General features: G+C 70.1%; 21 protein-coding genes. 19 read left to right on the top strand and 2 right to left on the bottom strand.

The annotated features are described in order from the left end of the window. Positions 1 to 101 precede the first annotated feature (101 nt). On the bottom strand, positions 102 to 1,124 hold the full coding sequence (locus VLK66_RS06450) for a hypothetical protein (RefSeq protein WP_325308565.1): 1,023 nt from the start codon (positions 1,122 to 1,124) through the stop codon (positions 102 to 104). Between the two features lie 142 nt (positions 1,125 to 1,266). Next, entirely contained in the window at positions 1,267 to 1,620 is a 354-nt protein-coding gene (locus tag VLK66_RS06445) for a helix-turn-helix transcriptional regulator (protein WP_325308564.1), read from the bottom strand. A gap of 543 nt (positions 1,621 to 2,163) precedes the next feature. Here VLK66_RS06445 and VLK66_RS06440 point away from each other — a divergent pair. The 19 genes from VLK66_RS06440 (at position 2,164) to rseP (ending at position 26,951) form a co-directional block, all read left to right on the top strand. Further along, complete coding sequence (locus VLK66_RS06440; RefSeq protein WP_325308563.1) at positions 2,164 to 10,083, top strand: HAMP domain-containing protein; 7,920 nt, start codon at positions 2,164 to 2,166, stop codon at positions 10,081 to 10,083. Positions 10,084 to 10,399: 316 nt separating this feature from the next. Continuing rightward, positions 10,400 to 11,320 (top strand): protein-glutamate O-methyltransferase CheR, encoded by a 921-nt coding sequence (locus VLK66_RS06435; protein WP_325308562.1) that lies wholly within the window; start codon positions 10,400 to 10,402, stop codon positions 11,318 to 11,320. Continuing rightward, positions 11,320 to 11,925 carry a chemotaxis protein CheB gene (locus tag VLK66_RS06430; protein WP_325308561.1) on the top strand — a complete coding sequence of 202 codons (606 nt, stop codon included), beginning with the start codon at positions 11,320 to 11,322 and terminating at the stop codon, positions 11,923 to 11,925. Before VLK66_RS06435 ends, VLK66_RS06430 begins: the two co-directional genes overlap by 1 nt. After that, positions 11,922 to 14,003: an ATP-binding protein gene (locus VLK66_RS06425; protein ID WP_325308560.1), complete on the top strand. Its 2,082-nt coding sequence runs from the start codon at positions 11,922 to 11,924 to the stop codon at positions 14,001 to 14,003. The genes VLK66_RS06430 and VLK66_RS06425 overlap by 4 nt, the downstream gene beginning before the upstream one ends. A 189-nt stretch (positions 14,004 to 14,192) precedes the next feature. Next, complete coding sequence (locus VLK66_RS06420; protein WP_325308559.1) at positions 14,193 to 14,987, top strand: response regulator transcription factor; 795 nt, start codon at positions 14,193 to 14,195, stop codon at positions 14,985 to 14,987. Between the two features lie 162 nt (positions 14,988 to 15,149). Continuing rightward, positions 15,150 to 15,563, top strand: a complete 414-nt coding sequence (locus VLK66_RS06415; RefSeq protein ID WP_325308558.1) for a hypothetical protein — start codon at positions 15,150 to 15,152, stop codon at positions 15,561 to 15,563. Between the two features lie 37 nt (positions 15,564 to 15,600). Next, on the top strand, positions 15,601 to 17,463 hold the full coding sequence (locus VLK66_RS06410) for a sensor histidine kinase (RefSeq protein WP_325308557.1): 1,863 nt from the start codon (positions 15,601 to 15,603) through the stop codon (positions 17,461 to 17,463). Between the two features lie 175 nt (positions 17,464 to 17,638). Beyond that, positions 17,639 to 17,836 (top strand): hypothetical protein, encoded by a 198-nt coding sequence (locus VLK66_RS06405; protein WP_325308556.1) that lies wholly within the window; start codon positions 17,639 to 17,641, stop codon positions 17,834 to 17,836. Between the two features lie 5 nt (positions 17,837 to 17,841). After that, positions 17,842 to 18,456 carry a hypothetical protein gene (locus VLK66_RS06400; protein WP_325308555.1) on the top strand — a complete coding sequence of 205 codons (615 nt, stop codon included), beginning with the start codon at positions 17,842 to 17,844 and terminating at the stop codon, positions 18,454 to 18,456. A 169-nt stretch (positions 18,457 to 18,625) separates the two neighbouring features. Next, complete coding sequence (rplM, locus tag VLK66_RS06395; RefSeq protein WP_325308554.1) at positions 18,626 to 19,054, top strand: 50S ribosomal protein L13; 429 nt, start codon at positions 18,626 to 18,628, stop codon at positions 19,052 to 19,054. A gap of 11 nt (positions 19,055 to 19,065) precedes the next feature. Next, a complete protein-coding gene (rpsI, locus tag VLK66_RS06390) occupies positions 19,066 to 19,458 on the top strand; it encodes a 30S ribosomal protein S9 (RefSeq protein WP_325308553.1) in 393 nt (130 codons plus the stop codon). A 197-nt stretch (positions 19,459 to 19,655) separates the two neighbouring features. Next, positions 19,656 to 20,516: a 30S ribosomal protein S2 gene (gene rpsB / locus VLK66_RS06385; RefSeq protein WP_325308552.1), complete on the top strand. Its 861-nt coding sequence runs from the start codon at positions 19,656 to 19,658 to the stop codon at positions 20,514 to 20,516. A 133-nt stretch (positions 20,517 to 20,649) separates the two neighbouring features. Then, a complete protein-coding gene (gene tsf, locus VLK66_RS06380) occupies positions 20,650 to 21,249 on the top strand; it encodes a translation elongation factor Ts (RefSeq protein WP_325308551.1) in 600 nt (199 codons plus the stop codon). Then, positions 21,246 to 22,007 (top strand): UMP kinase, encoded by a 762-nt coding sequence (gene pyrH / locus VLK66_RS06375; RefSeq protein ID WP_325308550.1) that lies wholly within the window; start codon positions 21,246 to 21,248, stop codon positions 22,005 to 22,007. The genes tsf and pyrH overlap by 4 nt, the downstream gene beginning before the upstream one ends. Positions 22,008 to 22,114: 107 nt before the next feature. Next, a complete protein-coding gene (gene frr / locus VLK66_RS06370; RefSeq protein ID WP_325308549.1) occupies positions 22,115 to 22,666 on the top strand; it encodes a ribosome recycling factor in 552 nt (183 codons plus the stop codon). Between the two features lie 145 nt (positions 22,667 to 22,811). Further along, the gene (locus VLK66_RS06365) at positions 22,812 to 23,555 is read left to right on the top strand and encodes an isoprenyl transferase (RefSeq protein WP_325308548.1); all 744 of its coding nucleotides are present in this window, start codon (positions 22,812 to 22,814) and stop codon (positions 23,553 to 23,555) included. Between the two features lie 29 nt (positions 23,556 to 23,584). After that, positions 23,585 to 24,439, top strand: coding sequence for a phosphatidate cytidylyltransferase (locus VLK66_RS06360; RefSeq protein WP_325308547.1), 855 nt, complete (start codon positions 23,585 to 23,587; stop codon positions 24,437 to 24,439). Between the two features lie 5 nt (positions 24,440 to 24,444). Continuing rightward, complete coding sequence (locus VLK66_RS06355; RefSeq protein WP_325308546.1) at positions 24,445 to 25,596, top strand: 1-deoxy-D-xylulose-5-phosphate reductoisomerase; 1,152 nt, start codon at positions 24,445 to 24,447, stop codon at positions 25,594 to 25,596. Next, complete coding sequence (rseP, locus tag VLK66_RS06350) at positions 25,590 to 26,951, top strand: RIP metalloprotease RseP (RefSeq protein ID WP_325308545.1); 1,362 nt, start codon at positions 25,590 to 25,592, stop codon at positions 26,949 to 26,951. The genes VLK66_RS06355 and rseP overlap by 7 nt, the downstream gene beginning before the upstream one ends. Positions 26,952 to 26,987 lie beyond the last annotated feature (36 nt).

The raw sequence follows: 26,987 nt of genomic DNA, 5'->3' as shown, positions 1-26,987 counted from the left end.
GGGAGCAAACGTCCCCGCCTTGAAACGATGCCGCGTACGATCCAGCAAATCGCCCCGGAACGCGCTGCGCTCCGGGGCGATTCGTCTTCCGGCGGTTCCGGCTAGAACGTCCCCTCGCGCACCGTCTCGGGGGTGGGCTTTTCCTTCAGGCCGACGACGTGGGTGGTCTCGACGGACTGGTTCTCGGGGAGGGGAACGTCGCCCTTCTCCTTGCCCAGGTTGAAGATGCTCTTGAGCCTGGCCAGCGTTCCGGAGCCCTCGACCGCGGTGCGGTTCTCGGCGTAGTAGTCGAACCACGGGAGCCCGGCGCGGGTGTACGCCTCGGCGGTGGGCGGCGCGGTGGGCGCCTCGGTACCGGTGATGGAGCGCCACACCAGCGAGTTGGCGATGTGGATGAAGCAGCGGCTGGTCACGCGCAGGTCCCAGTCCTCCATCGTGTAGCGGTCGTCGTAGATCGACTGCCGCATCCGCCCGCCGGCGCCCAGCCCCATCTCCATTCCCAGGGCGGCGGCCGCGGCCGGGGCGGCGGCGAACATCGGCGCGGGGGGCATGCGCCTCGCCATCTCCGTGCGCTCGGCCACAATCCGCTCCCACGCCTCGCGCTTCATGGGGTACACGGCCAGCTGCAGCCCGCCGTGCTCCGCCTCGCCGGTGATCTGCTCCTCGGCGGTGTAGCCGGCGCCCAGCGGCATGGCCACGAACTGGCGGATGTATCCCTTCTCCACGCAGTAGCCGTCCAGCCACGGCTGCCCGGGCACGGTCACGTAGTCCTGCGGATGGCGGTTCAGCCCGTCGCGCCACGACTCGCCGGTGACGGCGTTGATCTTCCCCGTCGCCACCTTCACCGCGAACGGGAAGCCGGTGGGCGAGCGGAAGCTCAGCCACAGCGCCTCGGCCTGGTACATGGGGAGCATCACCCCGCCGTGGCGGCCCCACTGGGCGGGGAGGCGGCCGGCGAAGTCGTCCACGTGGCGCAGCGGAAAGCGGCCCAGCCCCGGCGGCAGCGGGTAGTCGCGCCCGTCGTCGGGGATGCGGAGCGTGCGCTGCAGCTCGATCTCCACCCGCGCGTCCGCGTGGACGTCGGGGAAGGAGAAGGCCAGCACGTCGTTGCGCAGCTCGATCATCACGGCCTCGGCAGGTTGCAGGGGACAGGTTACAGGGGACAGGGACGGCGGATCACGAACGGCCGTCCATCGCTCCCACTCGCGCACTTCCGCACTACCGCACTACCGCACTACCGCACTACCGCACTACCGCACTACCGCACTACCACTCTCCGTCGCGGACCTCCCGAACGAGGCGGAGGACTGCGTGGTCGGGCATGTCCTTCAGCTCCCGCAGCAGCGCGGCGAAGAGCATGGGGCGGCGGCGGATGACGTCCTGCAGGTCGCTGGACACCTTGCCGGCCAGCGCCAGCACCGCGTCGGCGTCCACGTCCAGCTCCGCCGCGAGGCGCCGCAGCGTGTCCTCGCCCGGCGGCGCGCCCTCGCCGCGCTCCACCTTGCTCAGGAACGACGGCTCGATCCCCACCCGCTGCGCCACCTGCCGCAGCGAATAGCGCCGGTCCTTCTCCCGCAGCGCCTCGCGCCGCTCCCGCAGGAACTCACCCAGGCTCGCCATGACATGTAGTGTGTACCAAACAGTACACGATGTCAAGGGGGGGATGCACAGGTCTCGCGCGCGGCGAGGCGGGAGATGCTGAGACACGGGATGCGATGAGTTCTCCGCGCCTCCGCGTCTCCGCGTGAGATCCTCCGATGCCGGGGAACGCTCCGATACCGTTGCGGGAACGCGCGTTCGTCCCCATCCTCCCGGGTGCGAAAAATCCAGATGTTCAGGGCGAAGCAGTAAATGGTTGGCTCCGCAAACTGCGCGGCGCGGGGCCCATGGTTTGCGTCTTCCGGTTCCGCTCATCCCGCGAACCCGCGCTTCCCGCGGCCATTCACGCCCTGAGCCCCACCCCGGATCTCCGTGCGTCCGGGGCACTTGCGCAGATCAGCCGGACATCCCGAGCGCCCCGCCCGACCGCCTCCGCGCGACCGCGTGCGCGGGCACTCCGGACGTTTGCAGCAGCCCGGAACACGAGCCGCTTGCCCGAAACGCGGGGCAACCGGCGAATTCGAGCGTTCCACGACCCCATTTCTCCACCGCAGGAGCAAGACCGTGCCGAACGGTGACGACCGCCCGATGGACACGCCCCCGCAGCCGAGCGCCGGCGACGGCGCGCCCCGCCGCCGCGGGGTGCGCGCCACGCCCCCCGCGGACGCCGGCATCCTTTCCCCCGAAGCCGTCGAGTCGCTCGCCGGGCCCGCGCCCGCCGGCCGGCGCCCGCGCGGGCGCGTGAACCGCGCCGCCTCGACCGTACCCGACACCGAGACGGTGCCGGTGCCCGCGCGCCGCGCCCGCCGCGGGAACGGCTCCGGCGCCGCGGTGGCCGAAGCGGCGCCGCCGGTCGCGCGCCGGGCCCGCGCGCGCGCCAACGGCGGCGATGGCGGGGGAGATGGCGACGGGGGCGGCGGCGGCGGTTCGCGCGCCGAGCTGCGGCGGCTGCTGATGGCCATGCGGGCGGTGCGCGCGGGCGACTTCTCCGTGCGCCTTCCCGACTCGGGCGACCCGCTGCTGGGCGAAATCGCGGTCACCTTCAACGAGATCTCGGCGCGGCAGGAGCGCTACGCCTCGGAGGTCTCGCGCGTCTCCATCACCGTGGGCCGCGAGGGGCAGGCCACCGACCGCGTCTCCCTGGGCGAAGTCGGCGGGGGATGGGCCACCACGGTGAACTCGGTGAACTCGCTGCTCACCGACCTGATGCAGCCCACCACCGAGGTGGCGCGCGTGCTGACGGCGGTGGCGCGCGGCGACCTGGGGCAGAAGATGGCGCTGGAGATCGCCGGCAAGCCGGTGCAGGGCGAGTTCCTGCGCATCGCGCAGACGGTGAACACCATGGTCGACCAGCTCTCCGCGTTCGCCAGCGAGGTGACGCGCGTGGCCCGCGAGGTGGGAACCGAGGGCGTCCTGGGCGGCCAGGCCGAGGTGCCGGGCGTGGCCGGGACGTGGAAGGACCTCACCGACTCGGTGAACCAGATGGCCGGCAACCTCACCGCGCAGGTGCGCAACATCGCCGACGTGACCACGGCGGTGGCGCGCGGCGACCTGACGCGCAAGATCACCGTGGAGGTGCGCGGCGAGGTGCTGGAGCTGAAGAACACCATCAACACCATGGTCGACCAGCTCTCCGCCTTCGCCAGCGAGGTGACGCGCGTGGCGCGAGAGGTGGGGACGGAGGGGATCCTGGGCGGGCAGGCGAACGTGCCGGGGGTGGGCGGAACGTGGAAGGACCTGACCGACTCCGTGAACTTCATGGCGTCGAACCTCACCAACCAGGTGCGCAACATCGCCGTCGTCACCACCGCGGTGGCCAACGGCGACCTGAGCCAGAAGATCACGGTGGAGGTGAAGGGCGAGGTGCTGGAGCTGAAGAACACCATCAACGTGATGGTGGACCAGCTCTCCGCCTTCGCCAGCGAAGTGACGCGCGTGGCCCGCGAGGTGGGGACGGAGGGGATCCTGGGCGGGCAGGCCAACGTGGAGGGGGTCGCCGGCGTTTGGCGCGACCTGACGGACAGCGTGAACTTCATGGCCGGCAACCTGACCAACCAGGTGCGCAACATCGCCATGGTGACGACGGCCGTGGCCAACGGCGACCTCTCCCAGAAGATCACGGTGGACGTGAAGGGCGAGGTGCTGGAGCTGAAGAACACCATCAACTCCATGGTCGACCGGCTCTCCGTCTTCGCCGACGAGGTGACGCGCGTGGCGCGCGAGGTGGGCACCGAGGGGATCCTGGGCGGCCAGGCCGAGGTGCCCAACGTGGGCGGCACCTGGAAGGACCTGACCGACGCCGTGAACTTCATGGCCGGCAACCTCACCGGGCAGGTGCGAAACATCGCCATGGTGACGACGGCGGTCGCCAACGGCGACCTCAGCCAGAAGATCACCGCCGACGCGAAGGGCGAGATCCTGGAGCTGAAGAACACCATCAACGTGATGGTGGACCAGCTCTCCGCCTTCGCGTCCGAAGTCACACGCGTCGCCCGAGAGGTGGGAACGGAGGGGCGCCTCGGCGGGCAGGCCGACGTGCCGGGCGTGGCGGGAACGTGGAAGGACCTGACCGACAGCGTGAACTTCATGGCCAGCTCGCTCACCAACCAGGTGCGCGACATCGCCCTGGTCACCACCGCGGTGGCCAACGGCGACCTGAGCCAGAAGATCACCGTGGAGGTGCGCGGCGAGGTGCTGGAGCTGAAGAACACCATCAACACCATGGTCGACCAGCTCTCCGCCTTCGCGAGCGAGGTGACGCGAGTCGCGCGCGAGGTGGGTACGGAAGGGAAGCTGGGCGGCCAGGCGCGGGTGGAGGGCGTGGCCGGCGTGTGGCGCGACCTGACCGAGAACGTGAACCAGCTGGCCGGCAACCTGACGGTGCAGCTGCGCGACGTCTCCGCGGTCGCCACGGCCATCGCCAACGGCGACCTGACGCGCAAGATCACCGTGGAGGTGCAGGGCGAGATCCTGCAGATCAAGGAGGTGATCAACGCGATGGTGGACCGCCTCTCGATCTTCGCCGACGAGGTGACGCGCGTGGCGCGCGAGGTGGGCACCGAGGGCGTGCTGGGCGGCCAGGCCGAGGTGCCGGGAGTGGCGGGAACGTGGAAGGACCTCACCGACAGCGTGAACTTCATGGCGTCGAACCTCACCGGGCAGGTGCGCGACATCGCCCAGGTGACGACGGCCGTGGCCAACGGCGACCTCTCCCGCAAGGTGACGGTGGAGCTGAAGGGCGAGATGCTGGAGCTGAAGAACACCATCAACACGATGGTCGATCAGCTCTCCGCCTTCGCCGCCGAGGTGACGCGCGTGGCCAAGGAAGTGGGCACGGAAGGGAAGCTGGGCGGCCAGGCGCGGGTCGAGGGCGTCGCGGGCGTGTGGCGCGGGCTGACCGAGAACGTGAACCAGCTGGCCAGCAACCTGACGGTGCAGCTGCGCGACGTGTCGGCCGTGGCCACGGCGATCGCCGACGGCGACCTGACGCGCAAGATCACCGTGGAGGCGGCGGGCGAGATCCTCCAGATCAAGGAGGTGATCAACGCGATGGTCGACCGGCTCTCCGTGTTCGCCGACGAGGTGACGCGCGTGGCGCGAGAGGTGGGCACGGAGGGCGTGCTGGGCGGCCAGGCCGAGGTGCCGGGAGTGGCGGGAACGTGGAAGGACCTCACGGACTCGGTGAACTTCATGGCGTCGAACCTCACCGGACAGGTGCGCGACATCGCCCAGGTGACGACCGCGGTGGCCAACGGCGACCTTTCCCGCAAGGTGACGGTGGAGCTGAAGGGCGAGATGCTGGAGCTGAAGAACACCATCAACACGATGGTGGACCAGCTCTCCGCCTTCGCCGCCGAGGTGACGCGCGTGGCGAAGGAGGTGGGCACGGAGGGCAAGCTGGGCGGCCAGGCGCGGGTGGAAGGCGTGGCCGGCGTGTGGCGCGACCTGACCGAGAACGTGAACCAGCTGGCCGGCAACCTGACGGTCCAGCTGCGAGACGTCTCCGCCGTCGCCACGGCCATCGCCGACGGCGACCTGACGCGCAAGATCACGGTGGAGGCGGCGGGCGAGATCCTGCAGATCAAGGAGGTGATCAACTCCATGGTCGACCGCCTCTCCGTCTTCGCCGACGAGGTGACGCGAGTCGCGCGGGAAGTGGGCACGGAGGGGAGGCTCGGAGGCCAGGCCGAGGTGCCGAACGTGGGCGGGACGTGGAAGGACCTCACCGACTCGGTGAACTTCATGGCGTCCAACCTGACCAACCAGGTGCGCAACATCGCCGACGTGACCACCGCGGTCGCGCGCGGCGACCTGACGCGCAAGATCACCGTGGACGTGAAGGGCGAGATCCTGGAGCTGAAGAACACCATCAACACCATGGTGGACCAGCTCTCCGCCTTCGCCAGCGAGGTGACGCGAGTCGCGCGCGAGGTGGGCACGGAAGGCGTCCTCGGCGGCCAGGCCAACGTGCCCGGGGTCAGCGGGACGTGGAAGGACCTGACCGACTCCGTGAACTTCATGGCGTCGAACCTCACCAACCAGGTGCGCAACATCGCCGACGTGACCACGGCGGTGGCGCGCGGCGACCTGACGCGCAAGATCACGGTGGACGCCAAGGGCGAGGTGCTGGAGCTGAAGAAGACCGTCAACACCATGGTGGACCAGCTCAGCGCCTTCGCATCGGAGGTGACGCGCGTGGCCCGCGAGGTAGGCACGGAGGGGAGACTCGGAGGCCAGGCCAACGTGCCGGGGGTGGCGGGCACGTGGAAGGACCTGACCGACAACGTGAACTTCATGGCGCTGAACCTCACCAGCCAGGTGCGCAACATCGCCGACGTGACCACCGCCGTGGCGCGCGGCGACCTGACGCGCAAGATCACGGTGGACGTGAAGGGCGAGATCCTGGAGCTGAAGAACACCATCAACGTGATGGTGGACCAGCTCAGCGCCTTCGCGAGCGAGGTGACGCGCGTGGCGCGGGAGGTGGGCACGGAGGGCGTGCTGGGCGGCCAGGCCAACGTGCCGGGGGTGGCGGGCACGTGGAAGGACCTGACCGACAGCGTGAACTTCATGGCCAGCAACCTGACCAACCAGGTGCGCAACATCGCCGTCGTCACCACCGCGGTGGCCAACGGCGACCTGAGCCAGAAGATCACGGTGGACGTGAAGGGCGAGATCGCCGAGCTTAAGGACACCATCAACGACATGGTGGACAGCTTGCGCATCTTCGCCGACGAGGTGACGCGCGTGGCGAAGGAGGTGGGCACCGAAGGGAAGCTGGGCGGCCAGGCCGAGGTGCCGGGCGCCGCGGGCACCTGGCGGGCGCTGACCGACAACGTGAACGCCATGGCCAACTCGCTGACCGCGCAGGTGCGCGCGATCAAGGACGTGGCCATCGCGGTGACCAACGGCGACCTGACGCGGACGATCACGGTGGAGGCGCGCGGCGAGCTCGACGAGCTGAAGCGCAACATCAACCAGATGATCTCCAACCTGAAGGAGACCACCGAGCGCAACCAGGAGCAGGACTGGCTGAAGACCAACCTGGCCAAGTTCAGCCGCATGATGCAGGGGCAGAAGGACCTGGAGTCCATCAGCCGCCTCATCATGTCGGAGCTCACCCCGCTGGTGGGCGCGCACCACGGCGCCTTCTTCCTGGCCGACGACGACGCCGGCCTGCTGCTGAAGCTGATCGCCAGCTACGCGTACAAGGAGCGGAAGTCGGTGGCCAACCGCTTCCGCCCGGGCGAGGGGCTGGTGGGGCAGGCGGCGCTGGAGAAGAAGCCGATCCTGCTGACCGGGGTGCCCGAGGACTACATCGTCATCTCCAGCGGGCTGGGCGAGGCGCCCCCGCGCAACATCATCGTGATGCCGGTGCTGTTCGAGGGCGAGGTGAAGGCGGTGATCGAGCTGGGCTCGTTCCAGCCCTTCAACCAGATCCACCAGGTGTTCCTGGACCAGCTGGCCGAGAGCGTGGGCGTGGTGATCAACATGATCGCCGCCAACATGCGCACCGAGGAGCTGCTGGAGCAGTCGCAGAAGCTCACGCAGGAGCTGCAGAGCCAGTCGCGCGAGCTGCAGACGCAGCAGGAGGAGCTGCGCCGCACCAACGCCGAGCTCGAGGCGCAGGCCCGCACGCTGAAGGCATCGGAAGAGGCGCTGCGCGACCAGCAGGAAGAGCTGCAGCAGGTCAACGAGGAGCTGGAGGAGAAGGCGTCGCTCCTGGCCGAGCAGAACCGCAAGGTCGAGCAGAAGAACAGCGAGGTCGAGGCGGCGCGCCGCGAGCTGGAGGAGAAGGCCGAGCAGCTGGCCCTTTCGTCCAAGTACAAGAGCGAGTTCCTGGCCAACATGAGTCACGAGCTGCGCACGCCGCTGAACTCGCTGCTCATCCTGGCCAGGCTGCTGGCCGACAACAAGGACGCCAACCTGACCGAAAAGCAGGTCGAGTACGCCAACACCATCCTGGCCAGCGGCACCGACCTGCTGAACCTGATCAACGACGTGCTCGACCTGTCGAAGGTCGAGGCCGGCAAGATGGAGATCAACCCGGCCGACGTGTACCTGAAGGACGTGACCAGCTACGTGGACCGCTCGTTCCGCCCCATGGCCGAGCAGAAGGGGCTGGCGCTGAACCTGAACATCGAGACCGACGTTCCCGAGACGCTGTGGACCGACGGGCAGCGGCTGCAGCAGGTGTTGAAGAACCTGCTTTCCAACGCCTTCAAGTTCACGCACGAGGGGAACGTGAGCCTCACGGTGCGCAAGGCCGACAAGAGCCGGCGCTTCGGCAACCCGCACCTGGACACGGCCGACGAGGTGCTGGCCTTCGCGGTCGGCGACACCGGCATCGGCATCCCGCGCGACAAGCAGAAGCTGATCTTCGAGGCCTTCCAGCAGGCCGACGGCACCACCAGCCGCAAGTACGGCGGCACCGGGCTGGGGCTTTCCATCTCGCGCGAGATCACGCGGCTGCTGGGCGGCGAGATCCGGGTGGAGAGCGCCGAGGGCGAGGGGAGCACCTTCACCCTGTTCCTCCCGCGCGAGTGGCCGGGCGAGCCGCGCGGGTACGGCGGTGGCGACGACGAGGACGAGGGCGGGAACGGCGGCTCCGGCAACGGCGGGTTCGGCGGCGGGCGCGGGCCCTCGCCGGTGGCCGCCACGCCGGCGCCGGCCCCCGCGCGCAACCGCCCCCGGCCCCGCCCCGGCGGCGAGGCCGAGCCGGCCGAGGCGCCCACGGTGGAGCGGCGGCGGCGCCCCCGCGAGCCGCAGGCCGTGGGGATCCACGACGACCGCGCCTCGGTGGAGCCGGGAGACCGGGTGGTGCTGATCATCGAGAACGACCCGGCGTTCGCGCGCATCCTGCTGGACATGGCGCGCGAGAAGGGCTTCAAGGCGCTGGTGGGGCTCGACGGCGAGAGCGGGCTGGAGCTGGTGGACGAGTTCCACCCCGACGCCGTGACGCTCGACATCGACCTCCCGGGCATCGACGGGTGGACGGTGCTGGACCGGCTGAAGCACGACACCGAGACGCGGCACATCCCCGTGCACATCGTCTCGGGCGTGGGCAAGCGCCAGCGCGGGCTGCGCCAGGGCGCGCTCAGCTACCTGGAGAAGCCGGTCAGCAAGGACGCGCTGGACAGCGCCTTCGAGCGCATCTCCACCTTCCTGGCCGACGGGGTGAAGCGGCTGCTGGTGGTGGAGGACGACGAGACGCAGCGCATGAGCATCATCGAGCTGGTGGGCGAGGAGGACGTGGAGATCACCGCGGTGGCCAGCGCCGAGGAGGCGCTGCGCGAGCTGTCGGAGAAGCACTACGACTGCATGGTGCTCGACCTGGGCCTGCAGGGCACCGACGGCTTCAAGCTGCTGGAGCAGGTGAAGAGCAACGACGCCATGCAGGACCTGCCCATCATCATCTACACCGGCAAGGAGCTGAGCCGCGAGGACGAGACGCAGCTGAGGCGCTACGCCGAGACCATCATCCTGAAGGACGCCAAGAGCCCGGAGCGGCTCCTGGACGAGACCGCGCTCTTCCTGCACCGGGTGGAGGCCAAGCTTCCCGAGCAGAAGCGGCGGATGCTGGAGCGGCTGCACAGCACCGACACCGCGTTCAGCGGCAAGAAGGTGATGATCGTGGACGACGACGTGCGCAACATCTTCTCGCTCACCAGCGTGCTGGAGGGGCAGGGGATGGGGGTGGTGTTCGCCGAGAACGGGAAGGACGCCGTCGAGGTGCTGAAGGCCAACCCCGACGTCGACATCGTGCTGATGGACGTGATGATGCCGGAGATGGACGGCTACGAGACCACCCGCGCCATCCGCGAGATGCCCGAGTTCGCGGAGCTGCCCATCATCTCCCTGACCGCCAAGGCGATGAAGGGCGACCGCGAGAAGTCGATCTCCGCCGGCGCGTCGGACTACATCACCAAGCCGGTGGACACCGACCAGCTGCTGTCGCTGATGCGGGTGTGGCTGTACAAGTAGGGAGTGCGGAAGTGCGTGAGTGCGTGAGTGCTGGGGTAGAACGGAAGTCCTAAGTCCTAAGTCCTAAGTCCCAAGTGGGTGAAGGAATTGGAGACGGAGCTCCGGACCGGCACTCAGCACTCAGCACTCAGCACTCAGCACTCAGCACTCAGCACTTAGGACTCAGGACTTAGCACTCACGACTTCGTTTTTCCGAACGGCAGGAGGATTGCGCAGTGCGCCTCGTGGCAACACGCGCACGCAGGCTGCGCCGGTGACGACCCGAGGGGCACACGAGACACGGATGCCAGTGGAGGCCAGGGGTAGCGAGGCGGAGATGAACACGGCGGCCGCGGGCGAGCGGCTGCAGCGGCGGCGTTCGGACCTGGGCGGCGTGCGCACCGGCGGCGGCGGGCTTCCCGACACCCCCACCGGCTATCCGCCCGACCTGGAGCGCGTGGAGATCCAGGTGCTGCTCGAGGCGGTGTTCCGCCACTACGGCTTCGACTTCCGCTCGTACGCCTACTCGTCGCTCAAGCGGCGCCTGTGGAAGCGCATCGCCGACGAGGGGCTGAAGACGGTGAGCCAGCTGCAGGACGTGATCCTGCACGACGTGGACGCCATGGAGAGGCTGCTGCTGGACCTCTCCATCAACGTCACGGCCATGTTCCGCGACCCCGGCTTCTACGCCTCGTTCCGGAGCCGGGTGGTGCCGCTGCTGCGCACCTACCCGTTCATCCGCATCTGGCACGCCGGGTGCTCGACGGGCGAGGAGGTCTTCTCCATGGCCATCCTCCTGCAGGAGGAGGGTTTGTACGACCGCACCCGGATCTACGCCACCGACATCAACGAGGTGGTGCTGCACCGCGCCCGGGCCGGCATCTTTCCGCTGGAGAAGATGCAGGAGTACACCGAGAACTACATCCGCGCGGGGGGCACGCGCTCGTTCTCGGAGTACTACACCGCGATGTACGACGGGGCGCTGTTCAACACCTCGCTCACGCGCAACGTGGTGTTCTCGCAGCACAACCTGGTCACCGACGGCTCGTTCGCCGAGTTCCACGTGATCCTGTGCCGGAACGTGATGATCTACTTCGACCGCGAGCTGCAGAACCGCGTGCACGACCTGTTCTACGCCTCCCTGGTCCCGCTCGGCATCCTCTGCATGGGGAACAAGGAGACGCTGCGCTTCACCGCGTACGAGGAGCGGTACGAGGCGCTGGACGTCAAGGAGAAGATCTACCGGAGGGTGGGGTGATGGCCGCGCCCGCGCGGGGGTACGGACTGGTGGCGGTGGGCGTGAGCGCGGGCGGGCTGCTGGCGCTGCGCACCCTGGTGGCGGGGCTGCCGGCGGACTTCGGCATTCCCGTGGCCGTGGTGCAGCACCGCAGCAAGGATTCGGAGCTGCTCTGCGACCTGCTGCAGGAGTGCTCGCACCTGGAGGTGGGCGAGGCCAGCGACAAGGAGGCGATCGTTCCCGGACGCATCTACGTGGCCCCGCCCGACTACCACCTGCTGGTGGAGCCGGGATACTTCGCGCTCAGCACCGACGAGCCGGTGCGCTTCAGCCGCCCGTCGATCGACGTGATGTTCGCCTCGGCGGCCGACGCCTACGCGCTGGACACCATCGGCATCGTGCTGACCGGCGCCAACGCCGACGGCGCGCGGGGGCTGCGCAAGATCGTGGACCGCGGCGGGCACGCCCTGGTGCAGGACCCCGCCACCGCCGAGGTGAAGGTGATGCCGCAGGCCGCCATCCGCGCCGTTCCCGAGGCTTGCGTGCTGCCGATGGCGGAGATCCCCGCGTACCTGGCGGGGATCCGCGGCCGCCGGATGCCCCCGTGCCGGAAGGTGGGCGCATGAGTGGCATGTTCGAGGGCTACGCCGAGGCCGGCGCGTCCGGGCGCTCCCGGGCCCCGCTCGCCGGGCCCGACGGCCCGCGCGGCGAGCCGCGGGCCAGCATCCTGATGGTGGACGACCGCCCCGAGAACCTGATGGCGCTCGAGGCCATCCTGGAGCCGCTGGGCCACGAGCTGGTGCGCGCCGCCAGCGGCGAGGAGGCGCTGCGGGCCGTGCTCCGGCGCGACTTCGCCTGCATCCTGCTGGACGTGCAGATGCCGGGGATGAACGGCTTCGAGACCGCCGAGCTCATCAAGCGGCGCGACCGCTCGCGCTTCACCCCCATCATCTTCCTCACGGCCATCAGCAAGGAGGACGCGTTCGTCTTCCAGGGGTACTCGGTGGGGGCGGTGGACTACATGTTCAAGCCCTTCAACCCCGACATCCTGCGCTCCAAGGTTTCGGTCTTCGTCGACCTGTACCTGAAGACCGAGCAGCTGCGCCGCCGCGAGGAGCAGCTGCGCGACAGCCAGCGCCGCGAGCTGGAGCTGGAGCACCGCGCGCGCCTGCTGGAGAGCGAGGCGCGCATGGGCGAGATCGTGGAGTCGGCGCTCGAGGCCATCATCACCTTCGGCGACGACCGCGTGATCACGCTGTTCAACCAGTCGGCGCAGGAGATGTTCGGGCTGGACCAGGACGACGCGATGGCGCACCGCATCGACGAGCTGTTCGTGGACTTCGGCGGCGTGGACCTGGACCGCGTCTGCGCCGACACCCGCAGCACCCCCGACAGCCGCGGCCCCGGCCGCCCCGCGCCGCGCTCGCTGGCGCTCACCGGGCGCCGCGCCGAGGGCGCCGAATTCCCCGCCGAGGCGTCGATCAGCTGCCTGGAGCTCGAGTCCGAGCGCGTCTTCACCGTCATCGCCCGCGACGTGTCGGAGCGCAAGCGGGCCGAGGAGGCGCTCCGGCAGCAGGCGGTCTCGCTCGCGCGGACCAGCGAGGAGCTGACGCGGGTGAACGAGCAGCTGCAGGCGCGCCAGCTGGAGCTGGAGTCGGCCATCAGCGCGCGCAGCCGCTTCTACGCCTCGATGAGCCACGAACTGCGCACCCCCATCAACGCCATCCTGGGGTACAGCGCGCTCCTCCTCGACAACATCTACGGCCCGCTCACCCCCGAGCAGGAGCGGGGGATCGACCGCGCCAACAAGGCGGCCAAGCACCTGCTGGAGCTGGTGAACGATATCCTGGACCTGTCCAAGATCGAGGCCGGCAAGCTGGAGCTGGAGATCCAGCCCGCCTCGTTCCCCGGCGTCATCCAGGACCTGTTCGTGACCGTGCGGCCGCTGGCCGACGAGCACGGGTCGGAGCTGGCGCTGGAGTTCGCGGGCGAGCCGGTGTCCATCATCACCGACCCGCGCCGCGTGCGGCAGATCCTGCTGAACCTGCTCTCCAACGCCATCAAGTTCGGTGAGGGAAAGCCGATCACCGTGGAGTGCCGCCGCCGCGACGACGCCGGGGTGGAGATCGAGGTGACCGACCGGGGGATCGGCATCCCCCCCGAGGACCTGGAGAAGATCTTCGACGAGTTCGTGCAGCTCTCGCAGCCCAACCAGCACCAGGGGACGGGGCTGGGGCTTCCCATCTCCCGACGGCTGGCGCAGCTGCTGGACGGGAGCCTCACCGTCCACTCGGCGCCGGGCGAGGGAAGCACCTTCCGCCTCACGCTGCCCTCCAAGGTCAGCGAGATGGGCGGGGTGCCGCTGCTGGAGGCCTTCCCCGTGCCCAGCTCCAACGGGCTCGAGCCGATGAACGTGGCCGACCTTCCGCCGCCGCCGGAGCTTCCCGGGGAACTGCAGGGGACAGGGGACAGGGAACAGGGGACAGGGAAGCCCGAAGCCGCACCGCCCGCCGAGCCTGCCGAAACGCCGGCGGAGTCGCACTCGGAGGCGGCGGAGGACGCGTCCGCGGGGCGCGTGGGCGCGCGCCGCCGGAAGGACCGCCACGCCGCCGCCGCGGAGACCGCCGCCGATCCGCCGGAGGACGAGGAGCACGGCGAGGCCGCCGACGATCCCGCCGACTCGCCCGCGCACGTCGGCCCCTGACGGGATGGGCTGTGAGGAGACGCGGAGGACACGGAGAGAAACGCATCTCCCGTGTCCTCCGCCGTTTTGGAAGCGCGGCTCGATATTCCCGCCCCTATCCCCTCGAATCGTAACCACCTCAATCCAGAGATGTGACAGCTTCGTGACATGCGGCCGATACAATCCCTCCGAACCCAGAGGAGGTGATCCTTGCCGACCGCTTCAGCGCCGCCGCATCTTCCGCGCGCCTTCGACACCCTCATCGGCGCATCCAGCGCCGCGCGGACCGACGCCCCCAAGATGGCCAACGCCCACATCCTGGTGGTCGACGACGAGCCCGACATCTCCGCGCTCGTCGCCTATCACCTGGCGCGCGAGTCGTACCGCGTCCGCACCGCGTCCAGCGGCCCCGAGGCCATCCGCGCCGCCGAGGTGGAGCGCCCGGACCTGGTCATCCTGGACCTGATGCTTCCCGGGATGTCGGGGCTGCAGGTGCTGGAGGAGCTGCGCAGGCGCCCGGAAACGCAGGAGATCCCCGTGATCCTTCTCACCGCGCGCCGCGAGGAGCAGGACCGCATCACCGGGCTGAAGCTGGGCGCCGACGACTACGTGGCCAAGCCGTTCTCGCCGCAGGAGCTGATCCTGCGCGTGGGCGCCGTGCTGCGCCGCGTGCAGCAGGCGCCGCCCGCGGGGAAGACGGGGAAGGTGGTGCGGGTAGGTCCCTTCACCGTGGACACCGGCGCCGCGCGGGCGGAGGTCGACGGCCGCGAGCTGGACCTGACGCCGACGGAGTACCGCCTGCTGCTGACGCTGATGGAGCGCCGCGGCCGGGTGCAGAGCCGGCGGCAGCTGCTGGAGGCGGTGTGGGAGGTCACCGCCAACATCGCCACGCGCACCGTGGACATGCACGTGCAGCGGCTCCGCAACAAGCTGGACGAACACGCCGACTGGGTGGAGACGGTGCGCGGCTTCGGCTACCGCTTCCGCACCGACCCGCCACGCTGAAGATCGCACTCGCGGGGTAGATTGAAGAACGGCAGGGCCGGGGATGATTCGCCCCGGCCCTGCGCGTGTATATTGGATTCGCGTCGACGGATGGACGTCGCCGCCGGGATCGATCCGCATCGTACCTGACCCATGAGCCGAAAACCTTCGCGCCGCGGCCGGATGCCGCGTGGGCTCCGCATCCTCCTGGGCTCCGCCGTGGGGCTCGGGTTCGTGCTCGCCGCGCTCTGGATCGCGCTTTCCGCCTTCGCCCGAAGCCTCCCCGAGGGGCGCTGCCGCCGGCACGAGCGCTTCTCCGCCGCGGTCTGGCGCGACACCGCGCAGGCGTACGGCGAGCTCGCACCGCGCGGCTGCATGGTGGACGACCTGCTCGCCCGCCGCGACCTGCACGGCCTGTCGCGGACGCAGGTAGTGGCGCTCCTGGGCGAGCCGCCGCCCACCGGCTACTTCCGCGAGTACGACCTGGTCTACTGGCTGGGCCCGGAGCGAGGGCTGTTCAGCATCGACTCGGAGTGGCTGGTGTTCCGGCTGAACGCCACCGGCCGCGTTGCCGACTACCGCCTCGTCACCGACTGACGTCCGGTCCACTCTCGCACTCTCGCACTCCGTCCCCGTGCACCTTCGCGCCGACCAGAAGCTCTTCCTCAGCTACCTCGCCGTCATCGCCGCCGTGGTGGTGGCGCTGACGCTGGGCGTGGGCTCCATGCTCCGCCGCCACCTCACGGGGATGGTGGCCGACGACATGAGCCGCGAGCTGGCGCTGGTCCGCACGCTGGAGGAGCGCAACCCGCAGCTCGACGCCGACTCGCTGGCCGACTGGCTGGGCCACATCACCGGACGCCGCATCACCATCATCGCCCCGACCGGCGTGGTGCGGGGAGATTCGGAGAAGGACGGGCCCGCGCTGGCGGCGATGGAGAACCACGGCAATCGCCCCGAGGTCCGCGCCGCCATCCGCGGCCGCATGGGCGAGGCGGTGCGGGTGAGCTCCACCATCGGCACCGAGTACCTGTACCTCGCCATCCCCGCCTCCACCGGGATGATCATCCGCGTCTCCGTTCCGCTGCGCGAGGTGAACCGTGCGGTGACTCGGGTGCAGCGGGGGATCTTCGGCGTGGGGGTGATCGCGCTCGTCCTCACCGGCCTCCTCTCGTTCGGCTTCAGCCGCGTCGTCACCCACCCGCTGCGCCAGATCACGCAGGCCGCGCGCGCCATGTCCGCGGGCGACCTCACGCAGCGCGCGCGCACCCGCGGCCGCGACGAGCTGGCGGAGATGGCCGACTCGCTGAACCTGCTCGCGGGCGAGCTGCAGCGCCGCCTCGGCCAGCTGGAGGGCGAGCGGGCGGAGATGCAGACGCTCATCGACGCCATGTCCGAGGGCGTCATCGCCGTCGACCCGCAGGGCCGCGTGCGCCGCGCCAACCCGGCGGCGCGGAAGATGTTCTCGCTGGCCGCGGACCCGCGCGGCATCAGCCCCGAGGAGGTGGCACGGCGGCAGGCGTACCTGGAGATGGTGGGGCGCGTCCTGGCCGGCGACGCCGTTCCCGCCACGGAGCTGACGGTGGACGGGCGGAGCCTGCTGGCCACCGCCCAGCCGCTCCCCCCCGGGGGTGCGGTGATGGTGTTCCTGGACGTGTCGCAGCTGCGGCGGCTGGAAGACGTGCGCCGCGACTTCGTGGCCAACGCCTCGCACGAGCTGAAGACGCCGCTCACCAACATCCGCGGCTACAGCGAAACGCTGCTGGACCCCGACCTGCCGCCCGAGCTGCGCACCCGCTTCGCCGGCACGGTGAAGGACAACGCCGAGCGGCTGCAGCGCATCGTCGACGACCTGCTGGACCTGTCGCGGCTGGAGTCGGGCGGGTGGCGCGTGCAGCCCGAGATCGTCTCCGTGGCCGAGATCGCGGAGGACGCGTGGTCCGCCTTCGGCGACGCCGCCGCCCGCAAGCACGCCCATTTCGGCGTCGACGTGCCGCACGACGCCGAGTTCGTCTGGGCCGACCCCGCCGCGCTCCGGCAGATCCTGAGCAACCTGTTCAGCAACGCGCTCCGCTACATCGCCGACGAGGGGGAGATCTCGGTGACCGCGCGCCCCGCCGCCGGCCCCACGGCCGAAGCCGGCCGCCGCCGCGCCGAAGCCCCCGCCGAAGCCCCCGCCGCGCCGGGAGGCCCCCGGCCGTGGGTGACCATCGAGGTGCAGGACACCGGCGCGGGGATCCCCTCCGCACACCTGCCGCGCATCTTCGAACGCTTCTACCGCGCCGACGCCGCCCGCTCGCGCGAGGAGGGCGGCACGGGGCTGGGGCTGGCCATCGTCAAGCACATGGTCGAGGGCCACGGCGGCACCGTGTGCGCCGAAAGCCAGCTCGGCCGCGGAACCACCATCCGCTTTACCCTCCCCACCCCCCACGACCCCGACCCCAGCGGCGACGAATCCACGTCCAGAATTTCCGCCGAAGCGCGGTTCGCGGCCTGACCGGCACGCCCGCAACTCGCACCGTCGCAGGCGCTTGCGCCACCCTGGGCGTGGCCGAGAATTCCAGCCCATTCCCCCGCTGGCCGCTTTCTCACGGCAGCTTCCGAACGGCGCGCGATTCCGCTACTCTGTAAGCACAGTGAACGCGGACGAGGACGTCACCGGGAGAATTACGATGGCCGCCAAGAAGAAACCGTTGCGCACCCTGAAGGAGCCGCTTTTCCCGCCGGACAGCTTCACGGTCGAGCAGGCGCGCGCGGCCGTGCTCGCGGTGATGAAGGAGCGCGGCATTCCGATCCGCCCCGACGTGGTGGAGCGGGATCCCCGCTATCCGCCGCGTTACGAGGGACACGGCGTGCAGCGGGCAGGCTGACCGGCGTGCGGCACGTGTTCATCAACTGCCCGTTCGACCATGAATATCAGCCGCTCTTCCGTGCATTGGTATTCGCGGTTCTGGACTGTGGCTTCTTCCCCCGGTGCGCGCTGGAGCGCGACGATGGAAGCGAGCCGCGGATCGAGAAGATCCGGCGGATCATCGACGAATCCGACTTCGGGCTGCACGACATCTCCCGAACCGAGCTCGATGCGGCGAACGGGCTGCCCCGCTTCAACATGCCGCTCGAGCTGGGGATGTATCTCGGCGCGCGCTATTTCGGCCGCCTGCACGGCGGGAAAGCGTGCGTCATCTTCGACCGCGAGCGGTACCGGTACCAGAAGTTCTGCAGCGACCTGGCCGGCCACGACATCCGGGCGCACGGCGGAGAGGAGCACGCGCTCATCCGCGGAGTGCGGGACGCCGCGCGGACGTGGGTGCCCGACCGGGTGCTTCCCGGAGCGGGCGTGATGTTCGCGCGGTACAGCCAGTTCGTCACGGCGCTGCCAAGCCTGACAGCGCCACTCGACCTCGATTCTGACGCGTTGACGTTCGCCGACCTGGTCGCGGTCACGGACGAATGGCTGCGACTGAACCGGCCCTTCGCTCCCGCGAGCTGACCTGCCGCGGGTTGACACCACGGGCCGATTTGGCTATTCTACCCGTCTGTCCCGACCACGCCTTCCGCCCCAGGGTATGCCGGGGCGGCGATTTTTTCATACCAATCCTTTGCCGGCATGGCCGGCGGGCGCGGCGCGCACGGTGGAGCGCGCCTGCAAGCGGAGTGTCATGAAGACGTATTCCGTCAAGGCGGGCGAGATCGAGCACAAGTGGTTCGTGGTCGACGCCGCCGGCAAGATCCTGGGACGCGTGGCCACCGAGGTGGCGCGCGTCCTTCGCGGCAAGCACAAGCCGACCTACACCCCGCACCTGGACACCGGCGACTACGTGATCGTGGTCAACGCCGACAAGGTGCAGCTGAGCGGAAACAAGGCCGACCAGAAGACCTACTTCCGCCACAGCGGGTACATGGGCCACGAGCGCTTCATCCCCTTCAAGGAGATGCTGGCCAAGCACCCCGAGCGCGTCATCGAGCTCGCGGTGAAGGGCATGCTCCCGAAGAACGCGCTGGGGCGGCAGATGCGCCAGAAGCTCAAGGTCTACGCGGGGGGCGAGCACCCGCACCAGGCGCAGAACCCCGAAAACCTCAACTTCTGAGCAGCCCCAGAATGGCTATCGAACAGTACCACGCCATCGGCCGGCGCAAGACGTCGGTCGCGCGCGTCTACCTCCGCCCCGGCAACGGCACGTGGGTGGTGAACGGGCGGCCCCTCGAGCAGTACCTGCCGCGCCACGTGCTGCGGCAGTCGGCCACCCGCCCGCTGGCGGCCACCGAGACCGAGGGCCAGTTCGACGTGAAGGTCACGGTGAATGGTGGCGGCCTCCGCGGCCAGGCCGACGCCATCCAGCTGGGCGTTGCCCGCGCGCTGCTGCAGGTGAACGAGGAGTTCCGCTCGCGCCTGCGCGCCGAGGAGCTGCTCACCCGCGATCCGCGCGAGGTGGAGCGGAAGAAGCCCGGACGTCCGGGCGCCCGCAAGCGGTTCCAGTTCTCCAAGCGCTAGCCGAGAGCCTGGTGCGCGCGGGCTCCGGGTCAAACCGGAGGCCGCGCGCGCCGAATCCCGGCATCATCTCACACATCGCCCGACGACGCCGCGGGTGCCGCGCGTGAAAGCGCGGTCGGGGCGCCGGGGGACGGCGATGGAGGCGGGGCCAGCAGCGTAGCGGCCCCGGCAAACCCGAATCTTCCGCAGGAACAGACATGGCTCAGCCGAGCATCCAGGAGCTACTCGAAGCAGGTGTCCATTTCGGGCACCAGACGTCCCGCTGGAACCCGAAGATGCGCAAGTTCATCTTCGCGGAGCGGAACGGCATCTACATCATCGACCTGAAGAAGACGCTCCGGCAGATCGAGCTGGCGCAGGAGCTGGTGCGCAACGTGATCAGCCGCGGCGACCGCGTGCTGTTCGTGTGCACCAAGAAGCAGCTGCGCCAGGTGATCCAGGCCGAGGCCGAGCGGTCGAGCTCGTTCCACGTGACCGAGCGGTGGCTGGGCGGAATGCTCACCAACTTCGCCACCATCAAGAAGCAGATCCGCCGCCTGCGCGAGCTGGAGCGCGGGATGGAGGAGGGCGCCTTCGACTTCTACACGAAGAAGGAGCGCCTGATGCTGGACCGCGAGCGCGAGCGGCTGGACAAGTACTTGGCCGGCGTGAAGGACATGGCCCGCCTGCCGGGCGCGCTGTTCGTGGTCGACGCCAAGAAGGAGAAGATCGCGATCTCCGAGGCCAACAAGCTGGGGATCCCGGTCATCGCCATCGCCGACACCAACGCCGACCCCGACGTGCTGACGGTGCCGATCGCCGGCAACGACGACGCGATCCGCTCGGTGAGCGTGATCACGGGAGCGCTGTCGGACTCGATCCTCGAGGCGCGCGCGGCCATGCCGGCCGACGCCCGCCGCGCCGCCGACGAGGCCGAGGTCACGGTGTACAGCACCGAGACCGGGAGCAGCGCGCCGGCCGACGACGACCGGGGCCGCCGCCGCCGCCCGCGCCGCAAGCGGCGTCCGGGCGCCGGCGCGCCGGGGGGCGCCGGGGCCGACCAGGGGGCCGCGGAGTAACGCCGACGGCGGGACCGCAGCAGCACACGGGGCCACCGGCGCTATCCAGGCGCTCGTGGCCCCGTTTTTTCAGCCCGCCCCGCGGGCTATCTTTTGAGCGACTCGAGATTCGACTAACAGGGAAGAGGACGGGATGGCCGAGATTTCCGCGAAGGACGTGAAGGAGCTCCGCGACCGCACCGGCGCGGGGATGATGGAGTGCAAGGGCGCCCTGAACGAGGCGGGCGGCGACATGGAACGGGCGATCGACATCCTGCGCGCGAAGGGCGCGGCCAAGGCGGCCAAGCGCGCCGAGCGCGAGACCAAGGAAGGCGCGGTCGGCAGCTACATCCACATGGGCGGCAAGATCGGCGTGCTGGTGGAGGTGGGCTGCGAGACCGACTTCGTGGCGCGCAACGACGAGTTCCAGAAGCTGGTGCGCGACGTGGCCATGCACATCGCCGCGGCGGCGCCCGTGGCCGTGCGGCGCGAGGACTTCCCGGCCGACCTGGTGGAGCGCGAGCGCGCGGTGTACCTGGAGCAGACGAAGGAGTCCGGCAAGCCGGAGCAGATCTGGGACAAGATCGTGAACGGCAAGCTGGAGAAGTTCTACGCCGAGCAGGCGCTGCTGGAGCAGCCGTACGTGAAGAACCCCGACATCACCGTGGGGCAGCTGGTGACCGACGCCTCGGCCCGCACCGGCGAGAAGATCGAGGTGCGCCGGTTCGCGCGCTTCGCGCTCGGCGAGTCGTGACCTTCAACCGGCAGCGGCGCGACGACCCGCCGCCTCCCGACGTGGCGGCGCTGAAGTACCGGCGCGTGCTGCTGAAGCTCTCCGGCGAGATGCTGGCGGGCGACATGAAGTACGGCATCTCGCCCCCGGTGGTCGACCGGCTGACCGACGAGATCAAGCAGGTCCACGACATGGGCGTGAGCCTGGGCCTGGTGATCGGCGGCGGGAACATCGTCCGGGGGACCCTGGCCAGCCAGCAGGGGATGGACCGGGTGAACGCCGACTACATGGGGATGCTGGCCACCGTGATCAACGCCCTGGCGCTGCAGGACTGGCTGGAGCGCAAGGGAACCGAGACGCGGGTGCTCACGGCCATCCGCATGGAGCAGCTGGCGGAGCCGTACATCCGGCGCCGCGCGCTGCGCCACCTGGACAAGGGGCGGGTGGTGATCTTTGCGGGCGGCACCGGCAACCCGTACTTTTCCACCGACAGCGCCGCGGTGCTGCGGGGGATCGAGATGGAGGCCGACGTCATCGTGAAGGCCACCAAGGTCGACGGGGTGTACACCGCCGACCCGGCCAAGGACGCCACCGCCACCTTCATCCCCGAGATCTCCTTCCTCGACGCGCTGTCGCGCGAGCTGGGGGTGATGGACGCGGCGGCGCTCAGCCTGTGCAAGGAGAACGGCACGCCGGTGATCGTCTGCTCGCTCGACTCGCCCGACACCGTGGCGCGGGTGGTGCGTGGCGAGCGGATCGGCACGCTGGTGCATCCATGAGAAGTGCGTGAGTGCGGCAGTGCGGGAGTGCGTCCGGAGACGGACGCGCTCTCGAATCCAATCTCCCGAGTCCCTTCCGTTTCACGATCTCCGGACCAGACGAACCGATGTCCAGCCTAGACAAAGCCAAGCAGCGGATGGAGGGCGCCCTGGAGTCGCTGCGCCGCGAGTTCGGCGCCGTGCGCACCGGCAAGGCCAGCCCCGCGCTGCTCGACACCGTGCGGGTGGAAGCGTACGGCAGCAAGGTGCCGCTGAACCAGGTGGGCACCGTGAGCGCCCCCGAGCCGCGGATGCTGACGGTGCAGCCGTGGGACCGCGGGCTGATGAAGGACATCGAGCGGGCGCTGCGCGAGAGCGACCTGGGGCTGAACCCCTCGAACGACGGGCAGATCATCCGCATCCCCATCCCCGCGCTGACCGAGGAGCGGCGGAAGGAGTACGTGCGGATGCTGCACAAGCTGGCGGAGGAGGGCCGCGTGGCCGTGCGCCACGCGCGCAAGGACGCCAACGACGAGGTCAAGCACCGGCAGAAGGACGAGGGGCTGTCGGAGGACGACATCCGCCGCGAGCAGGACAAGGTGCAGAAGCTCACCGATCAGTACATCGCGAAGATCGAGGAGATGCTGAAGCACAAGGAAGCCGAGGTGATGGAGGTCTGAGCCGGCACCAGAGTGCGTGAGTGCGGAAGTGCGGGAGTGCGTGAGACGCGCCGATCCAGCGCACTTCCGCACTCACGCACTTCCGCACTTCTGTTCGCAGACCACTTGCTTTGACAAACCCGGCGCCCCGGTCCATCTTCCCCGCATGGCTTCCGACCTCCTCCAGCAGCTTCGCCTGAACGGCCCGGTGCCCCGGCACGTGGCCGTGATCATGGACGGCAACGGCCGCTGGGCGCGCGAGCGCGGGCGCCCGCGCGAGTTCGGGCACCGCGCGGGGATGCGCGCCGTGCGCGAGGCGGTGGAGGCGGCGGGCGACGCCGGGGTGGAGGTGCTCACCCTCTTTGCCTTCAGCCAGGAGAACTGGCACCGGCCGCAGGGCGAGGTGGCGGCGCTGATGACGCTGCTGGAGCTGTACGTGCGCAAGGAGCGCCGCGAGCTGAAGGAGAAGGGGGTCGAGGTGCACGCCGTCGGCCAGCTCCACCTGCTCGGCCCCCGCACGCGCGCGGCCATCCAGAGCATCGTGGAGCACACGCGCGGCGGCACGAAGCTGAAGCTGAACCTGGCCATCAGCTACGGCTCGCGCGCCGAGATCGTGCACGCGGCGCGGCGGCTGGCCGAGCGGGTGCGCGAGGGAACGCTGATGCCGGGCGAGATCGACGAGGAGCTGTTCGCCGAGCACCTGTACACCCCCGGCGACCCGGACCCCGACCTGCTGATCCGCACCTCGGGCGAGATGCGCATCTCCAACTTCATGCTGTGGCAGCTGGCGTACACCGAGCTGCACGTTTCGCCCGTCCTCTGGCCGGACTTCACCCGCGAGCACTTCTTCGCGGCGCTGCTGGAGTACCAGCAGCGCGAGCGGCGCTTCGGCCGCGTGCTGGCCACCTGACCTCCCGACACATTCCGGAGAAGCCGGCGTTGGCTCGTTCCGAGACTGCAACGCGCGTTGCCGTGGCCGCGGTGGGAATTCCCATCGCGGTCGCTGCCATGTACCTGGGCGGCTGGGTGCTGGCCGCGCTCCTGGCGCTCTGCGCCGTGCTCTCCACGCGCGAGCTCTTCCGCATGGCCGAGCTGAAGCGCGCCTTCGGCCTGGCCGTAGTGGGGATGCTCGGCGCCGCCGGGCTCATCCTCCTCGCCGCGATCGACCCGGCGCGCGGCGTCGACACGCCGCTGCTCTTTTCCGGTGTCGCCGCCATCATCCTGGCCGCGCTCACCGCGGCCATCTGGCAGCGCGGCGTGGCGGGCGAGCCGCTCCTTTCCGTCGCGGTGACGATCATGGGCGCCGTCTACCCGGCGCTGCTGATGTTCGCGCTCTTCCTCCGCCATCTCCCCGGCGTCACCGGCAACCTGCACGGGACGGCCATCCTCCTCTTTCCCGTGGTCCTCACCTGGCTCAGCGACACCTACGCGTACTTCGCGGGGCGGCTGTGGGGGAAGCGGAAGCTGATCCCCAGGGTGAGCCCGGGGAAGACGGTGGCCGGCGCGCTGGGGGCGGTGATCGGCACCCCCATCACCGCGGTGGGGTACAGCTTCCTGCTGGCGCTCTTCCCGACGTGGCACGTGGGGATCGTGGAGGCCGCGGTCTTCGGCCTCCTCATCTCCCTGGCCGCGCAGGTGGGCGACCTGGCCGAGTCGCTGCTGAAGCGCGACGTGGGGGTGAAGGACTCGGGGCGGCTGCTGCCGGGGCACGGCGGCGCGCTGGACCGCTTCGACTCGCTCTTCTTCACCCTCCCGGTGGCGTACGGCTTCCTGATGCTGCTGGTATACCGCTGAGCGAGATGAAGGGCGTCGCCATCCTGGGCGCCACGGGCTCCATCGGCCGGAGCGCGCTGGCGGTGCTGGACCAGCACCCGGACCGCTTCCGCGCGGTGGCGCTCACCGCGCACCGCAGCGGCGAGGCGCTCTTGGCGCTGGCGCACCGCTACCGCCCCTCGCTCGCCGTCATCGCGGACGGGGAGGTGCCGGCCGGCGCGGATTCCACGCCGACGGAGTGGGCGAGCGGGCGGCAGGCGCTGCTGGACGCGGCGACGCACCCCGACGCCGACGTGGTGCTGAACGCGCTGGTCGGCGCGGCGGGGCTGGAGCCCACGCTGGCGGCGCTGCGCGCGGGGAAGCGCGTGGCGCTCGCCAACAAGGAGTCGCTGGTCTGCGGCGGCGAGCTGGTGATGGAGGCCGCGCGCCAGGGCGGGGGCGAGCTCGTTCCCGTCGACAGCGAGCACAGCGCCATCCTCCAGTGCCTGCAGGGGTCGCGGGCCGGGGACGTGCGGCGGCTGGTGATCACCGCCAGCGGCGGGCCGTTCCGCGGCTGGTCGGCGGAGATGCTGGCGGCGGCCACGCCGGCGGACGCGCTGCGCCACCCTACGTGGGACATGGGCGCCAAGATCACCATCGACTCGGCCACGCTGGCCAACAAGGCGCTGGAGGTGATCGAGGCCCACTTCCTGTTCGGCGTGGACTATGCGCGGATCGAGGCGGTGGTGCATCCCCAGTCCATCATCCACAGCATGGTGGAGATGGTGGACGGCTCGGTGCTGGCGCAGATGGGCTTCCCCACGATGGAGATCCCCATCCTCTACGCACTTTCGTATCCCGAGCGCCTGCCCTACGAGTGCCGCCGCTTCGACCCCGTGGCGGCGGGAACGCTGACCTTCGAGCCCGTGCGCGCCGACCGCTTTCCCGCCTTCGCGCTGGGGGTGGAGGCGGGGCGGCGGGGCGGAACCGCGCCCGCGGTGTACAATGCCGCCAAGGAGGTGGCGGTGCAGCACTTCCTGTCCGGCCGGCTGGGCTTTCCGGGGATCGCCGAGGCGATCGCGGAAACGTTGGAACGCTGCCCCGCCGCCGCGGCGCAATCGCTGCAGGACGTGCTCGAGGCCGACGCCCGGGCGCGCCGCACCGCTGAGGAATTCGTGCAGAGACTGGCTCCGTGCTGACGACAATCATCTCGACCGTCATCGGTCTTTCCGTTCTGATCCTGGTCCACGAGCTGGGGCACTTCCTGGCGGCGAAGGCCGTGAACATCCAGGTGCCGCGCTTCTCGCTGGGCTTCGGCGCGCGCCTGGCCGGCTTCCGCGTGGGCGAGACCGAGTTCGTGCTTTCGGCCATCCCGCTGGGCGGGTACGTGAAGATGGCGGGGATGGAGGACGACGAGGCCGCCGAGGCGCTGGAGGGCACGGGCGAGGACTACGTGGTGGACCCCGCGCGGACCTTCGACAGCAAGTCGCTGCCGGCGCGCACGCTGGTGATCTCGGCCGGCGTCATCATGAACCTGCTCTTCGCCTTCCTGGTCTTCACCGGCCTGTCGCTGGCGTACGGCGAGACGCTGCACCCGGTGACCCGCATCTCCACCCCGCCCGCGGCGCAGCTGAAGGGCGCCGGGCGCGTGCTGGCGGCGGTGCCGGACGGGGCCACGCTGGCCGCGGTGGGCGCGGAGCCGGTGAAGACCTGGCAGGACGTGGGCGGAGCGCTGGCGCGCGCCCCCGGCGGCCCGCTGGAGCTGCGCTTTTCCGACGCACCGCCGGTGACGCTGAACCTTCCCGCCTCGCAGGAGCAGCGCGCGGAGCTGCTGAACCAGGTGGAGCCCTTCCGCGAGCCGGTGATTTCGGACGTGGTCGCGGGCTCGGCGGCGTCGCGCGCGGGGCTGCGGCGGGGCGACCGGGTGGTGCGGGCCGACGGGCGCCCCGTGGGCTCGTGGCTGCAGCTGGTGGCGGCCATCCAGAGCCACGCCGGGAAGCCGCTGGCGCTGGTGGTGGAGCGCGCCGGGAAGCCGGTGGCGCTCACCGTGACCCCCGAGGAGCAGTCCGACAAGGACGCGCTGGGGAAGCCGGTGAAGGTGGGGAAGATCGGCGCGGCGCCCATGCCGGTGCCGTCCACGCACCGCAGGGTGGGCTTCGCGGAATCGGTGCGGACGGGCGCGGAGCAGACGTGGGGCGCGGTGGTGCTCATCGGCACGGTGCTGAAGGACCTGCTCACGGGCCAGCTGTCGCCCCGCAACATGGGCGGCATCCTTTCCATCGGCGAGGCGTCGGGGCAGACGGCGCAGATGGGGCTGGAGGTGTGGCTGGGGTTCATCGCCCTGTTCTCGGTGAACCTGGCCGTGCTGAACCTGCTCCCCATCCCCATCCTGGACGGCGGGCACCTGATGTTCCTGGCCTTCGAGGCCGTCCGCGGCCGCCCGCTCTCGGTGGAGGCGCGCATCCGCCTCTCGCAGGTGGGCTTGGTGATCGTGGTCGCGCTGATGATCTGGGCCAACGGCAACGACGTGGTCCGGCTGGTGTTCGGCCGCTAGCCGCGGCTTCCGCATCGCCATGGCGAAGCGGGCCCC

The sequence above is a fragment of the Longimicrobium sp. genome, from assembly GCF_035474595.1.
Taxonomy (GTDB): Bacteria; Gemmatimonadota; Gemmatimonadetes; order Longimicrobiales; family Longimicrobiaceae; genus Longimicrobium.
The sequence above is the reverse complement of the archived record's forward strand: the minus strand, read 5'-3'. Positions and strand labels throughout refer to the sequence as shown.